Below are 17,826 nucleotides of genomic sequence, written 5' to 3'. Positions count from 1 at the left end.
CCCGCCATCATAGCGGCTCGTGCGCGCCGCGACGCGCTTCGCCCGTCAGGCCGGCCGCCCCGACCCCGTTTCGCATGCTCACGCTTTCCGATTTCGATTTCGATCTGCCGCCCGAGCTGATCGCACAAACCGCGCTGCCCGAACGCAGCGCGAGCCGCCTGCTCGAGGTGGACAACACGACCGAGCCCCCGCGCCTCGTCGACCGGCGCTTCGCCGAGCTGCCCGCGTGCGTCGCGCCGGGCGACCTGCTCGTGTTCAACGACACGAAGGTGCTGAAGGCGCGCTTCTTCGGCCACAAGGCGAGCGGCGGCAAGATCGAGGTGCTGATCGAGCGCGTCACGGGCGCGCGCACCGCGCTCGCGCAGATCCGCGCGAGCAAGAGCCCCGCGCCCGGCACGACGCTCACGCTGGCCGACGCGTTCGACGTGACGGTGGGCGAGCGCGTCGAGCCGTTCTTCACGCTGCACTTTCCCGACGACTGCCTCGCGCTGATCGAGCGCCACGGCCGGCTACCGCTGCCGCCGTACATCGAGCACGTGCCGGATGCGAACGACGAGGCCCGCTATCAGACGGTATTCGCGGCGAATCCGGGCGCCGTCGCCGCGCCGACGGCCGGCCTGCACTTCGACGACGCGGTGCTCGCCGCGCTCGACGCGCGCGGCGTCGAGCGCGCGACGCTCACGCTGCACGTCGGCGCGGGCACGTTCCAGCCGGTGCGCGTCGAGAACATCGCCGAGCACCGGATGCACAGCGAGTCGTACGAGCTGACCGCCGCGCTCGTCGAGCGGATCGCGGCGACCCGCGCGCGCGGCGGCCGCGTGATCGCGGTCGGCACGACGTCGATGCGCGCGCTCGAGGCGGCCGCGCGTGACGCGGAGAATGCCGGCCGGCCGCTCGCCGCGACGCACGCGGAAACCGACATCTTCATCACGCCGGGCTATCGCTTTCGCGTCGTCGACCGGCTCGTGACGAATTTCCATCTGCCGAAATCGACGCTGCTGATGCTCGTGTCGGCGTTCGCCGGCGTCGAGACGATCCGCGCCGCGTACCGGCACGCGATCGACGCGCGCTACCGTTTCTTCAGCTACGGCGACGCGATGCTGCTCACGCGGCGCGAGACGCCGGAGACGCCCGAGACGCCGCAAACGCCGGGCGCGTAGGCGGGCGGCCCGCGCGCAACGGCGGCGAGCGCACGTGCCGAACGCGCCCGCGGCGCGTCGCAAGCGCCGGCCGCCCGCGCAGCACTCGCCGCCTTCGCCCGCCGCGCGCCCGCTGCAAGCGTCCGCCGCCTTCGCCTGCCGGGCGCACCCGCTTTTTCACCGCCGCCGGAATCCCAGCGGCACTTTCAACATGCGCCGGACTTGTCGATCCGGAGTCAGCGCTTTAGCGCATACTCCGGTCCCATGCAAAGCGCTTCCGGTGGCAAGGAGAATCAAGCGATGACCGAAGGTTCATCCCACGATCACGATACGCACGATCACGTTCGCCCGCACAACGGCCTCAAGTTCGAACTGCTGACGACCGACGGCCGTGCGCGCCGCGGCCGCGTGACGCTCAATCACGGCGTGGTCGAGACGCCGATCTTCATGCCGGTCGGCACGTATGGCACCGTGAAGGCGGTGCAGCCGCGCGAGCTCGACGAGATGCGCGCGCAGATCATCCTCGGCAATACGTTTCACCTGTGGCTGCGCCCCGGCCTCGAGACGATCGCGGCGCACGGCGGGCTGCACCGCTTCATGGGCTGGCACAAGCCGATCCTCACCGATTCGGGCGGCTTCCAGGTGTTCTCGCTCGGCGATCTGCGCAAGATCACCGAGGAAGGCGTCACGTTCGCGTCGCCGATCAACGGCGACCGGTTGTTCCTGTCGCCGGAAGTGTCGATGCAGATCCAGAAGACGCTGAACTCGGACATCGTGATGCAGTTCGACGAATGCACGCCGTACGCGACCAACGGCGTGCCGACGACGCACCGTGAAGCGGCCGATTCGATGCGCATGTCGCTGCGCTGGGCGAAACGCTCGCTCGACGAGTTCGACCGCCTCGGCAATCCGAACGCGCTCTTCGGCATCGTGCAGGGCGGGATGCACGAGGATCTGCGCGACGAATCGCTCGCCGGCCTCGCCGAGCTCGGCTTCCACGGGCTCGCGATCGGCGGGCTGTCGGTAGGCGAGCCGAAGGAGGACATGATGCGCGTGCTCGAGCACGTCGCGCCGCGCCTGCCCGCCGACAAGCCGCACTACCTGATGGGCGTCGGCACGCCGGAGGATCTCGTCGCGGGCGTCGCCGCGGGCGTCGACATGTTCGACTGCGTGATGCCGACCCGCAACGCGCGCAACGGTTGGCTCTTCACGCGCTTCGGCGACGTGAAGATCCGCAACGCCACGCACAAGAATTCGCTCAAGCCGCTCGACGAAACCTGCGGCTGCTACACCTGCCGGAACTTCTCACGCGGCTACCTGCACCACTTGCACCGCGTCGGCGAGATTCTCGGCGCGCAGCTCAACACGATTCACAACCTGCACTACTACCTCGAGCTGATGCGCGAGATCCGCGAGGCGATCGAGACGCACACGTTCGACGCGTTCCAGAAGCGCTTCGCGGAGGATCGCGCGCGCGGCGTCGACTGACGGGGGCGCGGCGGCGCGTCGCGCGCAGAGGCTTCGCGCACGTCGGCCGGCGCGATGCCTCCGGCTTCGCGAAACGTGCGCACGTGCGCGCGCACGTTCCGCGGCGAATCGCCGCCGCGCATCGCGGCCATGCCGCCCGCCCAATGCCCTCGCCCGTTTGCGCCGGCCGCGCCCGCGCTTCGGCGCGCATATCGGGCGACCGCCGCCGACGCGCCGGACCCGCAAAACCTTACAATTATCTTTCGCTACGCGCGCGAACGCCGCCGGATCGAGGTTAACAGCTTGAAACCAAAGCGCATTTGCGCCGCTGTCGCGGTTAGGGCCGGTGGTAGAATAACCGGCTTATTTTTCGATCTTCCCTAACGGAGAGACCAACGTGTCGTTCATTTCCAATGCCTATGCGCAAGGCGCAGCGGGCGGTGCCGAATCGAGCCTGATGAGCTTCCTGCCGCTCATCCTGATGTTCGCGGTGCTCTACTTCATCATGATCCGTCCGCAGATGAAGCGGCAGAAGGAGCATCGCAACATGCTCGCCGCGATGGCGAAGGGCGACGAAGTGGTGACGAGCGGCGGGCTCGTCGGCAAGGTGACGAAGGTGTCGGAAGCCTACATCGGCGTCGAGATCGCCGAGGGCACCGAGATCACCGTGCAGAAGGCCGCCGTCACGACCATCCTGCCGAAGGGCACGATCAAATCGCTGTAAGCCCCGCCCCGCGTCCGGCCGCCCACGGCCCGCGCCGCGAAGCGCGCGGGCGCGAGCGGCGCCGGACGCGACGCCATTCCAGCCAACCATCCCGTTCGGCCCCCTCATGAATCGTTATCCAATCTGGAAATATGTGGTGATGGTCGTGGCGCTCGCCATCGGCTTTCTGTACACATTGCCCAACTTCTTCGGCGAAGCGCCGGCGGTGCAGGTATCGAGCGGCAAGGCCACGGTCAAGCTCGGCGCCGACACGCTCGCGCAAGTCGAGGCAGCGCTCAAGGCCAGCCAGGTCACGGCCGACGACGTCACCTTCGACAACGCGAGCGCCAACGCGACCATCCGCGTGCGCCTGAAGGACACCGACACGCAGCTGCGCGTGAAGGACATGCTGCAAAAGGCGCTGAACGCCGATCCGAACGATCCGCAGTACGTCGTCGCGCTGAATCTGCAGAGCGCGTCGCCGCGCTGGCTGACCGCGCTGCACGCGCTGCCGATGTATCTCGGCCTCGACCTGCGCGGCGGCGTGCACTTCCTGCTGCAAGTCGACATGACGGGCGCGCTGACGAAGAAGCTCGATTCCGACGCGTCCGACGCCCGCACGCAACTGCGCGACAAGGGCATCCGCGACGGCGGCGTGAACCGCGTCGATCAGACGGTCGTCGCGAACTTCGCCGACCAGGACACCGCCGAGCAGGCGCGCAAGCTGCTCGCCTCGTCCGTCTCCGAACTCCAGTGGGCGACGCAGCCGGGCGGCGGCGGCTACCAGGTCGTCGGCACGTTCACGCCGGCCGTCCAGAAGGCCGTCGAGGAAGCGGCGCTCAAGCAGAACCTGACGACGCTGCACAACCGCGTCAACGAACTCGGCGTGTCCGAGCCGATCCTGCAGCAACAGGGCAACGACCGCATCGTCGTCGAGCTGCCGGGCGTGCAGGACACCGCGAAGGCGAAGGACATCATCGGCCGCACGGCGACGCTCGAGGCGCGCCTCGCCGACCCGCTCAACCTGCACCCGAACCCGAACGATCCGGTGCCGCCGGGCGAAGAGCTGTTCACGCAGGGCAACCAGGCGCCGGTGCTGCTGAAGAAGCAGGTGATCTTCACGGGCGACCGCATCATCGACGCGTCGGCGGGCTTCGACGAGCATCAGCGTCCGTCCGTGAACATCCGCCTCGACTCGGCGGGCGGCCGCGCGGTGCGCGCGGTGTCGCGCGAGAACATCGGCAAGCCGATGGCGATGGTGCTGTTCGAGAAGGGCAAGGGCGAAGTGCTGACCGTCGCGACGATCCAATCGGAGCTCGGCGACCGCTTCCAGATCACCGGCCAGCCGACCCCGCAGGCCGCCGCCGATCTCGCGCTCCTGCTGCGCGCGGGCTCGCTCGCCGCGCCGATGGACATCATCGAGGAACGCACGATCGGCCCGAGCCTCGGCGCGGACAACATCAAGATGGGCTTCCACTCGGTTGTCTGGGGCTTCGTCGCGATCGCCGTGTTCATGATCGCGTACTACATGCTGTTCGGCGTCGTGTCGGTGCTCGGCCTGTCGGTGAACCTGCTGCTGCTCGTCGCGGTGCTGTCGCTGATGCAGGCGACGCTCACGCTGCCCGGCATCGCGGCCATCGCGCTCGCGCTCGGCATGGCGATCGACTCGAACGTGCTGATCAACGAGCGCATCCGCGAGGAGCTGCGCGCCGGCGCGTCGCCGCAGATCGCGATCCAGCAGGGTTACTCGCACGCATGGGCGACGATTCTCGACTCGAACGTGACGACGCTGATCGCCGGCCTCGCCCTCCTCGCGTTCGGCTCGGGCCCCGTGCGCGCGTTCGCGATCGTGCACTGCCTCGGCATCCTGACGTCGATGTTCTCCGCGGTGTTCTTCTCGCGCGGCCTCGTGAACCTCTGGTACGGCGGCCGCAAGAAGCTGCAGTCGCTCGCGATCGGCCAGGTGTGGCGCCCCGCCGCCGCCGAAGCCGCGGCCGCGGCCGCGCCGCAGCTCGGCCAGGACGCGCGCGCGAACGCGCCGCAGGGCGCGCGCGTCGCCGCGCCGAAGCAGCCGGCCGGCGCGCCGCGCACCGGCAAGCCGGTCGCGCGCCGCCGCTCGGGACCGGGCGTGCCGCCCAAGCAAGGCTCGTCCAACTAAGCGCCGGAGACGAACATGGAATTTTTCCGCATCCGTAAAGACATTCCGTTCATGCGGCACGCGTTGATCTTCAACGTGATCTCGCTCGTGACGTTCCTCGCCGCCGTGTTCTTCCTGCTCCATCGCGGGCTGCATCTGTCCATCGAGTTCACGGGCGGCACGGTGATCGAGGTCCAGTATCAGCAGACCGCGCAGCTCGAGCCGGTGCGCTCGACGCTCGGCACGCTCGGCTACGCCGACGCGCAGGTGCAGAACTTCGGCACGTCGCGCAACGTGCTGATCCGCCTGCCGCTCAAGCAGGGCCTCACGTCCGCGCAGCAGAGCGACCAGGTGATGGCCGCGCTGAAGGCGCAGGACGCCGACGTGACGCTGCAGCGCGTCGAGTTCGTCGGCCCGCAGGTCGGCCGCGAGCTCGCGACCGACGGCCTGCTCGCGCTCGCGTGCGTCGTGATCGGCATCGTGATTTATCTGTCGTTCCGCTTCGAATGGAAGTACGCGGTCGCCGGCATCATCGCGAACCTGCACGACGTCGTGATCATTCTCGGCTTCTTCGCGTTCTTCCAGTGGGAGTTCTCGCTGTCGGTGCTGGCCGCGGTGCTCGCGGTGCTCGGCTACTCGGTCAACGAGTCGGTCGTCATCTTCGACCGAATCCGCGAGACGTTCCGCCGCGAACGCAAGATGACGGTGCAGGAAGTGATCAACCACGCGATCACGAGCACGATGTCGCGCACGATCATCACGCACACGTCGACCGAAATGATGGTGCTGTCGATGTTCTTCTTCGGCGGCCCGACGCTGCACTACTTCGCGCTCGCGCTGACGGTCGGCATCATGTTCGGCATCTATTCGTCGGTGTTCGTCGCGGGCTCGCTCGCGATGTGGCTCGGCATCAAGCGCGAGGATCTCATCAAGGAGAAGAAGACCGCGCACGATCCGAACGATCCGAACGCGGGCGCGCAGGTGTAAGCGCCCTGTCGCACGAAAAAGCCGGTTCCTCGCGAACCGGTTTTTTTTCGCCTGCGAATCGCTCGCACGCGCGCCCCTCGCCTCCTTGGCTCGCCGCCGCGCACGCACGCGGTCGCACGCGCCGGCGCGCGCGACGCCGGACGCGAACGCCCCGCTACCGGAACCCGAAGCGCCGCCGCAGCGCGACGAGCGCCGCGAGGCTCACGAGCGCGGCGAAGAACGGGCCGCGGCACGAATGCGGACGATTCTAGGCACACGCCGCGCGCGCCAAAAAAGAACCGCCGCGCCCGATGCGGGACGCGGCGGTTCGTCGGAGCGATGGAGCCGCCGCGCATAGCGGGCGGCGCGCCGCTTCGCGTTACTGCTTGACCGCTTCGGCCGTGATGAGGAGCTTCGTCTTCATCTTGAAGCCGTACTGCTTGCCGTAGTCGAGGCCGAAGTCGTCGCGGTTGAATTCGCCGACCGCGTCGACGCCGCACACTTCCTTCTTCAGCATCGGGTGCGGCATGCACTTGAACGAATCGATCTTCAGCGTGAGCGGCTTCGTGACGCCGTGCAGCGTCAGGTTGCCGACGACTTCGGCCGGCTTGTCGCCTTCGAACTTGATCGTGCCCTTGTAGGTCGCTTCCGGGTATTTCGACGCGTCGAAGAAATCGGGCGTCTGCAGGTGCTCGTCGAGCTTCTGGTTGCCGGTCGCGATCGACGCGACCTTCGTCGTCACGTCGACGGTGCCCGTCTTCGCCGCGCGGTCGAGCGTCACGGTGCCGCTCGACTGGTCGAACTTGCCGCGCCACACCGACAGGCCGCCGAAGTGGTCCGCCTCGAAGCTCGGATACGTGTGGCTCGGATCGAACTGGTACGTTGCGGGCGCCGCATGCGCCGAGAACGACAGGGCGGCGGCGAGCGCGCCCGCGGCGATCATCAGTTGCTTGTTCAAATCAATCTCCTTGTGACGGCGCCGCATTCCGAAGCGGCGCAGGGGTGGTGCGAACTGCCGCCCGCGTTACTTCGCGGCGACGATGTGAAACTTGATCTGTACGTCGTCGGCGACGACGGACGTGTCCTTCCATTCGCCCGTGCCGACGTTGAACGTCGAGCGCTTGATCGGCAGCACGCCGTCGAAGACCTGCGACGCGCCGTTCTGCGTGATGGTCACGGGCACCGTCACGGGCACCGTCTTGCCCTTGATCGTCAGCTTGCCCGACACGTTGTACTTGTTGCCGCCCGCAGGCGCGATCGCGCTCGACACGAAGCTCGCCTGCGGGAACGCCTTCGCGTCGAACCAGTCCTTGCCCGCGACCTGATCGTTGTACATCTGGTCGCCGAGATCGTAGCTCGCGACGTCGATCGTCATCTGCGCGCTGCCCTGCGCGGCCTTCGACGGGTCGAACTTGATCTGCGCGGAGAACTTCTTGAACACGCCTTCCGTCGGCACGTTCATCTGCTTCGAGACGGCCGACACCTTGCTCTTCGCGAGATCGACCTGCGCGAACGCGGTGCCCGACACGGCGACCGAGGCGGCGGCGAACGCCGCGAGCATGTAGCGGTAGAACGAGACTTTCATAGCGATCCTTGTTATTTGAGGAACGGAAGCATCCGCGACAGCACGCCGTCGCGGTCGAGCCACTGGTGCTTGACGGCCGCCGCGACGTGCGCGGCGACGAGCGCGAGCAGGCCGTAGTTGAGCGCGACGTGCGCTGTCTTCAGCACCGCCTTCAGCGCGGGATCGGGGTCGATCAGGCGCGGCAGCGGCACGAGCCCGAGATAGACGACCGGAATGTTCGCGGCCGAGCTGTACAGGTAGCCCGTCACCGGAATCGCGAACATCAGCACGTAAAGGAGCGCGTGCACCGCGTGCGCGCCCGCGCGCTGCCATACGGGCATGCCGGCCGGCATCGGCGGCGGCACGTGGGTCGCGCGCCAGAGCACGCGCACGATCGCGAAAGCGAACACCGTGCAGCCGATCCACTTGTGCCACGAATAGTATTTGAGCTTCGTCGGCGTGAAGCCGTGAATGCTCGTCATCACCCAGCCGAGCGCGAAGCCGCACACGATGAGCAGCGCGATCAGCCAGTGGAGGGCGATCGCGGTGCGCGTGTAAGCTGCGGGGGACGTCGAAGACGGAAACGATGCCATGAAATCCTCAGTTCAGCGAAAAGCCGCGCCGGCGCTGCCGCATTCGTCCGACGCATGTCACGGCCGCCATGCTACCGCAACCGCCCGCGAATGGCAGAATCCCGAAATCGCCGCCCCGGCCGGGCGCGCCGGTCGGCCGGCCCGACGGCGCCGGCGGCCGGGCGCCGGTACTTGACACCGCAAAAACCGCCTTTTGATAAGATTGGCGCGGGTTCCGGCCCTGTGAACGCGGCGCCGCGACGCCGCGCAACCGCCCTTCCATATGGATAGAAACGCCCTGATTGCCTGTCACGAATGCGACGCACTGTTGCACAAACCGCCGCTTAGCGGCAAAGACATCGCCCGCTGTCCGCGCTGCGACGCGCTGCTCTACCGGAGCGGCTCGGCGCAGATCGACCGCATCTGCGCGCTCACGGCGGGCGCGCTCATCACCTTCCTGATCGCGCAGGGCTTCCCGATCCTCGAAATGGACGTGAACGGCATGCGCGTGCAGACGACGCTCTTCGGCGCGCTCGAGGCGATGTGGAATCAGGGGATGCCGCTCGTCGCGGTGATGGTGTTCTGCTCGACGCTGCTGTTCCCGCTCGTCGAGCTGTCGGCGCTCCTTTACGTGCTGATCCCGCTGCGCGCGGGCGCGATCCCGCCCGGCTTCAACCGCGTGCTGCGCGCGATCCAGCTCGTGCGGCCGTGGGGGATGATCGAAGTGTTCATGCTCGGCATCCTCGTCACGATCGTCAAGATGGTGAGCCTCGCGCGCGTGATTCCCGAGGCCGCGCTCTTCGCGTTCGCGGCGCTCACGCTGATGCTCGCCGTCGTCGTGATGTTCGATCCGCGCACGCTGTGGGACATCGCCGATTCGCTGTGCGAGCGCGCGCCGCGTGACGCGGCCGACACCGCCGCTGCGTCCGGCGCGGCCAGCCAAGCCGGCAAGGCGCGCGCGCGATGAGCGAGATCGTCACCGCCGCGCGGGCCGGCATGGCGAGCTGCCACGCATGCGGCCACGTGCAGAAGCTCACCCGCCCGTCGCCGGATTCGCTCAGCTCGCACGAAACGCCCGAGCACTGCGCGCGCTGCGGCGCCGCGCTGCACCTGCGCATACCGGACAGCATCGCGCGCACCTGGGCGCTCCTCCTCGCCGCCGCGATCCTCTACATTCCGGCGAACCTGCTGCCGATCATGCGCACGGCGTCGATCGTCGGCTCGCAGGAGGACACGATCATGAGCGGCGTCGTGTATTTCTGGGTGTCCGGCGAATGGCCGCTCGCCGTCGTCGTGTTCGTCGCGAGCATTCTCGTGCCGATGTTGAAGCTCGGCGTGCTCACGATCCTCGTCGTCACCGCGCAGCGCCGCTCCGCGTGGCGGCCGATGCAGCGCACCAAGCTCTACCGGATCGTCGAGCGGATCGGCCGCTGGTCGATGCTCGACATCTTCGTCGTCACGCTCACCGTCGCGCTCGTCCATTTCCGCTCGCTCGCGGTAATCACGGCGGGCCCCGGCGCGCTCGCGTTCGGCTCCGTCGTGATCCTGACGATGCTCGCGTCGATGCAATTCGACCCGCGCCTCATCTGGGACAACGTAGAAAACTCAGGAAATCCTCATGAATAGACCGCAAGGCCCGCAGCACGACCCGAACGCGGCCCCTCCCACCCCGCCCGGCGGCGAGCCGCCCGTCCTCCCCGAGCCCGTGATCACGCGGCGCTCCGGCTGGCTGCCGTCGCTCGTGTGGCTCGTGCCGCTCGTCGCCGCGCTGATCGGCATCGGGCTCGTCGTCAAATCGGTGCTCGAGCGCGGGCCGGAGATCACGCTCAGCTTCAAGAGCGCCGAGGGCCTCGAGCCCGGCAAGACGCAGGTCAAATACAAGGACGTCGAGATCGGCATGGTCAAGACGATCAAGCTGTCGAAGGATCTGTCGCACGTGCTCGTCGAAGTGCAGCTGAAGAAGGAGGCCGAGAACTTCGCGGTGAAGGGCTCGCGCTTCTGGGTCGTGCGGCCGCGGGTCGGCGCGACCGGCGTGTCGGGCCTCGGCACGCTGCTGTCGGGCGCGTACATCGGCGTCGACGCGGGCCGCTCGGACGAGACCGAGGAGTCGTTCACCGGGCTCGAGACGCCGCCCGCCGTCACCGGCGACCAGAAAGGCACGCAGTACGTGCTGCGCGGCGATTCGCTCGGCTCGATCGACATCGGCTCGCCGATCTACTACCGGCGCGTGCAGGTCGGCCAGGTGGTCGGCTTCTCGCTCGACAAGGACGGCACGGGAGTCACGTTCCGCGTGTTCGTCACCGCGCCTTACGATCAGTACGTCGGCCTGAATTCGCGCTGGTGGCAGGCGAGCGGCGTCGACCTGCGGCTCGACTCGAGCGGCTTCAAGCTGAACACGCAGTCGCTCGCGACGGTGATCCTCGGCGGCATCGCGTTCCAGTCGCCGCCGAACCAGTCGGCCGGCTCGCCCGCGCCGAACAACATGACGTTCCGCTTGGGCGCCGACGAGACCGACGCGATGCGCGAGCCGGACGGCGAGCCGGTGCAGGTCGTGATGAACTTCAACCAGTCGCTGCGCGGGCTGTCCGTCGGCGCGCCCGTCGACTTCCGCGGCATCGTGCTCGGCCAGGTGACGAACATCGGCATCGACTACGACCCGAAGACGAAGAACTTCACGATGCCGGTGACGATGAACGTGTTCCCCGACCGGCTCGGCCGGAAGTTCCGCGAGGCGGCGCAGGACAAGGGCGACGCGGCGCGGCGCGAGGTGCTGTCGCGGCTCGTCCAGCACGGGCTGCGCGGCCAGCTGCGCACGGGCAACCTGCTGACGAGCCAGCTCTACGTCGCGCTCGATTTCTTCCCGAAGGCGCAGCCCGTGAAGATCGATCTTGACCGCCTGCCCGTGGAGCTGCCGACCGTGCCGAACACGCTCGACGAGCTGCAGCTGCAAGTCGCCGACATCGCGAAGAAGCTCGACAAGGTGCCGTTCGACCAGATCGGCGCGAACCTGAACAGCGCGCTCGCGAACGCGGACAAGCTGTTCAAGCGGCTCGACACCGAAGTCGCGCCCGAGGCGCGCGACACGCTGTCGGCCGCGAAGCAGACCTTCGCGACCGCGGAAGCGACGCTGCAGCAGGATTCGCCGCTGCAATCGGACGTGCGCGGCGCGCTGAAGGAGCTCACGCGCACGCTGCAGTCGCTCAACGCGCTCGCCGACTACCTCGAACGGCACCCCGAATCGCTGCTGAAAGGCAAACCAGGAGATCAGAAATGACCGCACGCTCGCTCCGACCGGCGCGTTTCGCGCGCGCCGCGGCGGTGGCCGCGGCGGCGGCCACGCTCGCGGCCTGCTCGTCGTCGCCGCCCGCGCGCTTCTACACGCTCGACGCCGCGGCGGCGGCCGGCGCCGCACAAACCGTCAGCGCGAATCCCGCGTTCCTGATCCAGGTGCCGTCCGTCGGCGTGCCGGAACAGGTCGCGAAAAATCAGTTCGTCGTGCAGCGGAACGCCGCGCAAGTCGACGTGCTCGAGCAGGAGCGCTGGGCGTCGCCGCCCGCCGACGAGATCCGCCGCGCGCTGTCGTCGGCGCTCACGCGGCGGCTCGACACGATCGACGTCGCCGACGCCGCATATCCGGCGGGCGTGCCCGTCTATCGGGTGAGCGTGAACGTCCAGCGCTTCGAGTCGTGGCCGGGCCGGCATGCGGCGCTCGCGGCCGTCTGGAGCGTGCGCGCGCTGCCGAGCCTGGCGGTGATGACCTGTCGCACCGACGTCGTCGAGCCGGTGCAGCCGGGCTACGACGCGCTCGTCGCGGGCCACCGGGACGCGGTCGGCGCGCTCGCCGAGCAGATCGCGGCCGGCGTGCGCGCAATGGCGGCGGCGCGCGCGAGCGGCGCGGCGAAGGCCACGGCGAGCGGCGCGACGAGCGGGGCAGCGGCGAAGAAAGCCTCGACGGCGGCGAAGGAAACGGCGGCGGGCGATGCGTCCGTGCTCGCGACGCCGGTCGCGCGCTGTCCGGCAAATCCGGCTGCGGCGGACACGCAGCGCGTCGGCGACGCGCCGTGATGCGCGCGCGGCGCGGCGGGAGGGATCGGCGCGGCGGGGGGAATTTGGCGGTTGGACGGTTGGGCGGTTGGGCGGTTGGGCGGTTGGGCGGTTGGGCGGTTGGGCGGTTGAGCGGTTGGACGGTTGGACGGTTGGGCGGTTGGACGGTTGGGCGGTTGGGCGGTTGGACGGTTGGGCGGTTGGGCGGTTGGACGGTTGGGCGGTTGAGCGGTTGAGCGGTTGAGCGGTTGAGCGGTTGAGCGGTTGAGCGGTTGAGCGGTTGAGCGGTTGAGCGGTTGAGCGGTTGGGCGGTTGGGCGGTGAGTGGTGAGTGGTGAGTGGTGAGTGGTGAGTGGTGAGTGGTGAGTGGTGAGTGGTGAGTGGTGAGCAGCCGACGGTTGAGGCGGTTCGCGGTTCGCGGTTCGCGGTGAGGTAGCCGAGGCAGCGGCGTCGTGCAACTTGATCGCTCCGGAATGGATCGCGGCAGCGGTGAAGCTGGCGGAAGCGGCGGAAGCGGCGGAAGCGGCGGAAGCGGCGGAAGTGGCGGAAGCGGCGGAAGCGGCGGAAGCGGCGGAAGCGGCGGAAGCGGCGGAAGCGGCGGAAGCGGCGGAAGCGGCGGAAGCGGCGGAAGCCGCGGAAGCGGCGGAAGCGGCGGAAGCGGCGGAAGCGGCGGAAGCGGCGGAAGCGGCGGAAGCGGCGGAAGCGGCAAAAATGATCGCATAAGCCGGTTCGCCCGGCCTGCACCGAATCGATCGATTTTGTGCCGCTCCGGTAACGCGTGAGCCCCGCCGCCCGTGAACCGCCGGCTGTCCGGCGCAGTCGCTCCGGTCAGCACCCGGATTCGGCGGTCGCGGCCGATAGCCGCAGATCGCCCGACCAAGCCGCTGCCGTCGCCGAGCCGCCGGCCCGACCGCCACGACGCGCGCCCCGCCCTTGCCGGGCCGAATCCGGCCTCGGGGCCGTGCCCGTCGGCCTATCCGCTGGTCCGACCGCCCGCCCCAACCGGCGTGACGGCCCGACGGCCGGACAACCCGAAATCCCGACAGCCCGAAATCCCAACGGCCCGACGGTCCGACGGTCCGTTTGACATTGTTTATCGATTCGACCGAGGAACCGACGGCGCCGCCGACAGTCGCCTTGCGTTTTTTGCGTCGATTGACGATCCTACGCACCTTCCGGCGAGCCGGGGGCCACGTGCGCCTGCCGCGCCGCCCCGCCGTCGTCCCGGACCGTGCCGGTCCGTCATCGCGCCGCGAGCCGCGGCGCCGCGCATTCGACGTACGCCAGAACGATTGCACGATCGACCGAACCGCCGCGCGCGAGCCGCCCTTGCGCCGCGCCGCCGGTTTGCGCAGCATTCCGACAGAACCCTGCCCTTCGGGGCGCCCGATATTCCGCTTATGTTCGAATCCCTGACGACCCTGATCAAGAAGTGGCGCGCGTCGCGCAGCGCGAGTCATCAGCTCGACGCGCTCCTCGCGACGGCCGACGCCGACGCTCCTTACGCGGAGCGCGCCGAATGGCTGATCGAGCTCGCGCACTGGCTGCGCCGCGACGGCGCGATGCTGGCCGCCGCGCCCGCGCAGGCCGAATCCGGCGAACGCACGTTCGCCGCGCACGCGCGGCTGCGCTACGTGCTCCACGTGCTCGATCGCAACCCCGAGTGGAAGACGAACGTCGCGCGCGTGCTGCGCGGCGTGCTGCGCGAAAGCGACGGCATCTCGCTGCTGTGCGACGCCGGAATGCCCGTGCATTCGGGCTTCTTCGGCGCGCTCGTCGAGCGGATCGACTCGTCGCTGATCCCGCCCGCGCCGAACCGCCGCGAGCTCGCCGCGCTGTTCACGCTGATGTTTCCGTCGACGCCCGACGCGCAATGGATCGACGCGCTGCCCGACGATCTGCTCGCGCGCCTGGCCGATCTGTTCGCGTTCGACGTGACCGACAAGGAGCGCCACCAGCCCGGCTCGCTCTCGCGCGACCTGCTCGCCGCGCTGCACAACCTCACGTGCCAGATCAGCTCGACGGGCCTGTCGCAGACGGTACGCAGCCGCCTGTCGGACGAGGACGCGCGCACGCCGCTCGAAGCGCAGCCGTTCTACCGGCTCACGCGCGCGATGCTCGCCGTCGAGACCGCGCAAGCCGCGCTCGACGACGGCGGCGCTCCGAGCAAGCTGCTGCACGAAGTCAACTATCTGCGCGTGCTGCTCGACGAGTGCCGCGTGTCGATCGACGACGTGTTCTCGCATCTGTACCGCAACGGCGTGTCGGTCGACATCGTGTTCCAGGTCGAGCGCATGCGCATGCGCATCCTGCGCGCGGAGACGCTGCTGAATGCGTGGATGGCGCGCGACGATCTGCGCGGCCTCGCGCGCCTGACGGCCGAGCTCGTCGACGCGAATCAAAACAGCCAGAGCGTGTCGCACCTCGTGCGCAGCAACTTCGCCCTCTTCGCGCGCAAGCTCGTCGAGACCAACGCCGACACCGGCGAGCACTACATCTCGCGCGGCCGCGCCGAGTATCTGAGGATGCTGCGGGCGGCGGCGGGCGGCGGGCTCGTGACGGTCGTGACCGTCTGCATCAAGTTCGGGATCACGGGCGCGCACCTGCAATCGATGCTCGAAGGGCTGCTCGCCGGCATCAACTACGCGGCGAGCTTCATGCTGATGCACTTCCTGCATTTCACGCTCGCGACGAAGCAGCCCGCGATGACCGCGCCGACGCTCGCGCGCGAGCTCGACGGCACCGGCCACGACGAAGGCGTGAAGCAGTTCGTGTCGTCGGTGATCGCGCTGATCCGCACGCAGGCGGCCGCGATCTGCGGCAACGTGCTCGTCGTGCTGCCCGTCTGCTTCGCCGTGCAGATGTTCGCGAGCAGCGTGCTGCACGCGAACGTGATTTCGCCGGAGAAGGCGCACGCGACGCTGAAGTCGTTCTCGCTCATCGGCCCGACGCCGATCTACGCGGCGCTGACGGGCGTGCTGCTGTGGGCGTCGAGCCTGCTTGCCGGCTGGGCCGACAACTGGTTCGTGCTGCATCGCGTCGGCGACGCGCTCGCGTACAACCGCCGCCTGCGGATCACGCTCGGCGTCGCGGGCGCGGCGAAGCTCGCGCATTTCTGCCGCTCGAACGTGGCGGGCGTGGTCGCCAACGTCGGGCTCGGGCTGATGCTCGGCCTCGTGCCGGCGATCGTCAGCGCATTCGCGTTCTCGTTCGAGGTGCGGCACGTGACGCTCTCCGCAGGCTCGATCGGCGTCGCGCTCGGCGTGCTCGGCGAGGAAACGCTGCGCTCGGCCGAGCTGTGGTGGGCGGTTGCGGGCGTCTTCAGCATGGCGATCCTCAACGTCGCGGTGAGCTTCGCGCTCGCGTTCACGATGGCGGTGCGCTCGCGCAGCCTGCGGCCGACGAAGGTGCGCGCGCTCGTCGCCGCGATCGGCCGCGCCGTGCTCGCGCGGCCGGCGAGCCTCGTCTGGCCGCCGCGCGGCGCCGCGGCAAGCGATTCCCGCGCGCACTGATCGGGCGGCCGAGCGGGCCGGCGCGGCGGCACGGCGGCGGCGCCCCGAGCGGGGAAAGCGCGCCGACGGCGCCGCGCGACGCACCGCGGGCACCGGGGCGGCACGCGGCGACCTCGCGCCGCCCCGGCCGCCGCGCGCGAATCGCGACAACGAACAGGGTGCGTGCGTCGAAGTCGAGGAAGTCGAAGAAATCAAGAAAGTCGATCCGCCGCACGGGAACACGGCGACGCGCCGATACCCCGATACGCCAACACGCACGATTTCGCCTACCCTGCGCCGATGCGCGGCGCTCTGCGCAACCGCCCGCGGCGAGCCCGCCCACCCCGCGTACAATGGCGTACTTTTGCACGCACCAGCCCGCCTTATGTCCTCGCCGACCCTATTCGACTTCTTCGCTCCCTGCCCGCGCGGGCTCGAAGCCGCGCTCGCCGCCGAGCTCGCGGAAATCGCCGCGCGCCATGCGATCGCCCCGTACGACGCGGGCGAGCAGGTGCCGGGCGGCGTCCATTTCCGCGGCGGCTGGGCGGCCGGCATGGCGGCCAACCTGCATTCGCGGATCGCGAGCCGCGTGCTGCTGAAGATCGCGCACCGTCCGTACCGCAACGAGCAGGACGTCTACGCGCTCGCGCTCGAGCAGCCTTGGGAGCGTTGGTTCGCGTCGACGCAGACGCTGCGCGTCGACATCACCGCGATCAAGTCGCCGCTGAAGAGCCTCGAATTCGCGACGCTGCGCGTGAAGGACGCGATCTGCGACCGCCTGCGCGAGAAGACGGGCGCGCGCCCGAGCGTCGACACCGCGCAGCCGGACGTTCGCGTATTCGCGTTCCTGACGGCCGGCGACTGCACGCTTTACCTCGATACGTCGGGCGAGCCGCTATTCAAGCGCGGCTGGCGCCTCGACAAGGGCGCGGCGCCGCTGCGCGAGAACCTCGCGGCGGGCATCCTGCGCCTGACCGGCTGGACGCCCGGCACGCCGCTGTACGACCCGATGTGCGGCAGCGGCACGTTCGTCGCGGAAGCCGCGCAGATCGCGCTCGGCGTGGCGCCGGGCATCGAGCGCCGCTTCGGCTTCGAGAAGCTCAAGCAGTACGACATCACCGCGTGGCAGGCGCTGAAGGTCGCGGCGATGGACGCGAAGCGCGCGGCGCGCGGCAAGCGCGATGACCTGCTCGTCTTCGGCAGCGACATCTCCGGCGACATGCTCGAGAAGACGCGCGCGAACCTCGAGCGCGCGGGCGTGCCGTCGCTGTGGCTCAAGCAGCTCGACGCGCGCAACATGGCGCCGCCCGTCGAAACGCCCGGCGTGATCGTCACGAACCCGCCGTACGGCGAACGGATCGAGGTGCGCGGCCGCGGCCCGCGCGGCGACGCGCGCGAGACGGGGAGAAACCGCGGCGGCGACGACGCGTTCCGCCGCACGCACACCGACGCGCCCGACGGCGAATTCTTCCGCGCGGTGGGCGACGCGCTCAAGCAGCGCTTCACCGGCTGGCAGGCGTTCATGCTGAGCTCGGACCGCACGCTGCCGGGCCAGCTGCGGCTGCGCGAATCGGCGAAGACGCCGCTCTTCAACGGCGCGCTCGAGTGCCGGCTGTTCCGCTTCGATCTGATCGCGGGCAGCGTCCGGCAGCGCCCGGCGGCCGCCGACGGCGACGGCGAGTAACGCGCGGCGCGTTCGGCGGCGGCGCATTGCCCGCGCCGCGCAAGCGGCGATCCGGAGCGG

General features: G+C 69.3%; 15 protein-coding genes. 12 read left to right on the top strand and 3 right to left on the bottom strand.

Going from position 1 to position 17,826, the window contains the following annotated elements; genetic code table 11:
* The first annotated feature begins 74 nt into the window (after nucleotides 1-74).
* From queA to secF, 5 genes are all read left to right on the top strand, one after another.
* On the top strand, nucleotides 75-1,160 hold the full coding sequence (gene queA / locus WT60_RS04275) for a tRNA preQ1(34) S-adenosylmethionine ribosyltransferase-isomerase QueA (protein WP_038753286.1): 1,086 nt from the start codon (nucleotides 75-77) through the stop codon (nucleotides 1,158-1,160).
* A 279-nt stretch (nucleotides 1,161-1,439) separates the two neighbouring features.
* Nucleotides 1,440-2,627, top strand: a complete 1,188-nt coding sequence (gene tgt / locus WT60_RS04270) for a tRNA guanosine(34) transglycosylase Tgt (protein WP_038753284.1) — start codon at nucleotides 1,440-1,442, stop codon at nucleotides 2,625-2,627.
* 376 nt (nucleotides 2,628-3,003) lie between these two features.
* Nucleotides 3,004-3,330 carry a preprotein translocase subunit YajC gene (gene yajC, locus WT60_RS04260; RefSeq protein WP_009913541.1) on the top strand — a complete coding sequence of 109 codons (327 nt, stop codon included), beginning with the start codon at nucleotides 3,004-3,006 and terminating at the stop codon, nucleotides 3,328-3,330.
* 106 nt (nucleotides 3,331-3,436) lie between these two features.
* A complete protein-coding gene (secD, locus tag WT60_RS04255; RefSeq protein WP_038753282.1) occupies nucleotides 3,437-5,467 on the top strand; it encodes a protein translocase subunit SecD in 2,031 nt (676 codons plus the stop codon).
* Between the two features lie 15 nt (nucleotides 5,468-5,482).
* Nucleotides 5,483-6,433, top strand: coding sequence for a protein translocase subunit SecF (gene secF, locus WT60_RS04250; RefSeq protein WP_038753280.1), 951 nt, complete (start codon nucleotides 5,483-5,485; stop codon nucleotides 6,431-6,433).
* A 358-nt stretch (nucleotides 6,434-6,791) separates the two neighbouring features.
* On the opposite strand, the gene WT60_RS04245 is transcribed toward secF, so the two are convergent.
* The 3 genes from WT60_RS04245 to WT60_RS04235 all read right to left on the bottom strand — a co-directional run bounded on the left by WT60_RS04245 (nucleotide 6,792) and on the right by WT60_RS04235 (nucleotide 8,569).
* Entirely contained in the window at nucleotides 6,792-7,370 is a 579-nt protein-coding gene (locus WT60_RS04245; protein WP_038753426.1) for a YceI family protein, read from the bottom strand.
* 66 nt (nucleotides 7,371-7,436) lie between these two features.
* Nucleotides 7,437-7,997, bottom strand: coding sequence for a YceI family protein (locus tag WT60_RS04240; RefSeq protein WP_038753278.1), 561 nt, complete (start codon nucleotides 7,995-7,997; stop codon nucleotides 7,437-7,439).
* 11 nt (nucleotides 7,998-8,008) lie between these two features.
* The gene (locus WT60_RS04235) at nucleotides 8,009-8,569 is read right to left on the bottom strand and encodes a cytochrome b (protein WP_038753276.1); all 561 of its coding nucleotides are present in this window, start codon (nucleotides 8,567-8,569) and stop codon (nucleotides 8,009-8,011) included.
* A gap of 262 nt (nucleotides 8,570-8,831) precedes the next feature.
* Here WT60_RS04235 and WT60_RS04225 point away from each other — a divergent pair, with 262 nt between their 5' ends.
* The 7 genes from WT60_RS04225 to WT60_RS04195 all read left to right on the top strand — a co-directional run bounded on the left by WT60_RS04225 (nucleotide 8,832) and on the right by WT60_RS04195 (nucleotide 17,766).
* Nucleotides 8,832-9,515 carry a paraquat-inducible protein A gene (locus tag WT60_RS04225; protein WP_038753272.1) on the top strand — a complete coding sequence of 228 codons (684 nt, stop codon included), beginning with the start codon at nucleotides 8,832-8,834 and terminating at the stop codon, nucleotides 9,513-9,515.
* Entirely contained in the window at nucleotides 9,512-10,174 is a 663-nt protein-coding gene (locus WT60_RS04220) for a paraquat-inducible protein A (RefSeq protein WP_038753269.1), read from the top strand. The genes WT60_RS04225 and WT60_RS04220 overlap by 4 nt, the downstream gene beginning before the upstream one ends.
* Nucleotides 10,167-11,822, top strand: a complete 1,656-nt coding sequence (locus tag WT60_RS04215; RefSeq protein ID WP_038753267.1) for an MlaD family protein — start codon at nucleotides 10,167-10,169, stop codon at nucleotides 11,820-11,822. Before WT60_RS04220 ends, WT60_RS04215 begins: the two co-directional genes overlap by 8 nt.
* Nucleotides 11,819-12,613 (top strand): PqiC family protein, encoded by a 795-nt coding sequence (locus WT60_RS04210; protein ID WP_059583392.1) that lies wholly within the window; start codon nucleotides 11,819-11,821, stop codon nucleotides 12,611-12,613. Before WT60_RS04215 ends, WT60_RS04210 begins: the two co-directional genes overlap by 4 nt.
* A 437-nt stretch (nucleotides 12,614-13,050) precedes the next feature.
* Nucleotides 13,051-13,314 carry a hypothetical protein gene (locus tag WT60_RS34295; protein ID WP_186448562.1) on the top strand — a complete coding sequence of 88 codons (264 nt, stop codon included), beginning with the start codon at nucleotides 13,051-13,053 and terminating at the stop codon, nucleotides 13,312-13,314.
* A 677-nt stretch (nucleotides 13,315-13,991) separates the two neighbouring features.
* Entirely contained in the window at nucleotides 13,992-16,103 is a 2,112-nt protein-coding gene (locus WT60_RS04200) for a site-specific recombinase (RefSeq protein WP_038744354.1), read from the top strand.
* Between the two features lie 364 nt (nucleotides 16,104-16,467).
* Nucleotides 16,468-17,766: a class I SAM-dependent RNA methyltransferase gene (locus tag WT60_RS04195; protein WP_038744356.1), complete on the top strand. Its 1,299-nt coding sequence runs from the start codon at nucleotides 16,468-16,470 to the stop codon at nucleotides 17,764-17,766.
* Nucleotides 17,767-17,826 lie beyond the last annotated feature (60 nt).

The organism is Burkholderia sp. MSMB617WGS (assembly GCF_001532025.2).
GTDB lineage: Bacteria > Pseudomonadota > Gammaproteobacteria > Burkholderiales > Burkholderiaceae > Burkholderia > Burkholderia savannae.
Note: the sequence above shows the minus strand (reverse complement) of the source record. Positions and strands in the feature narration are given on the sequence as shown.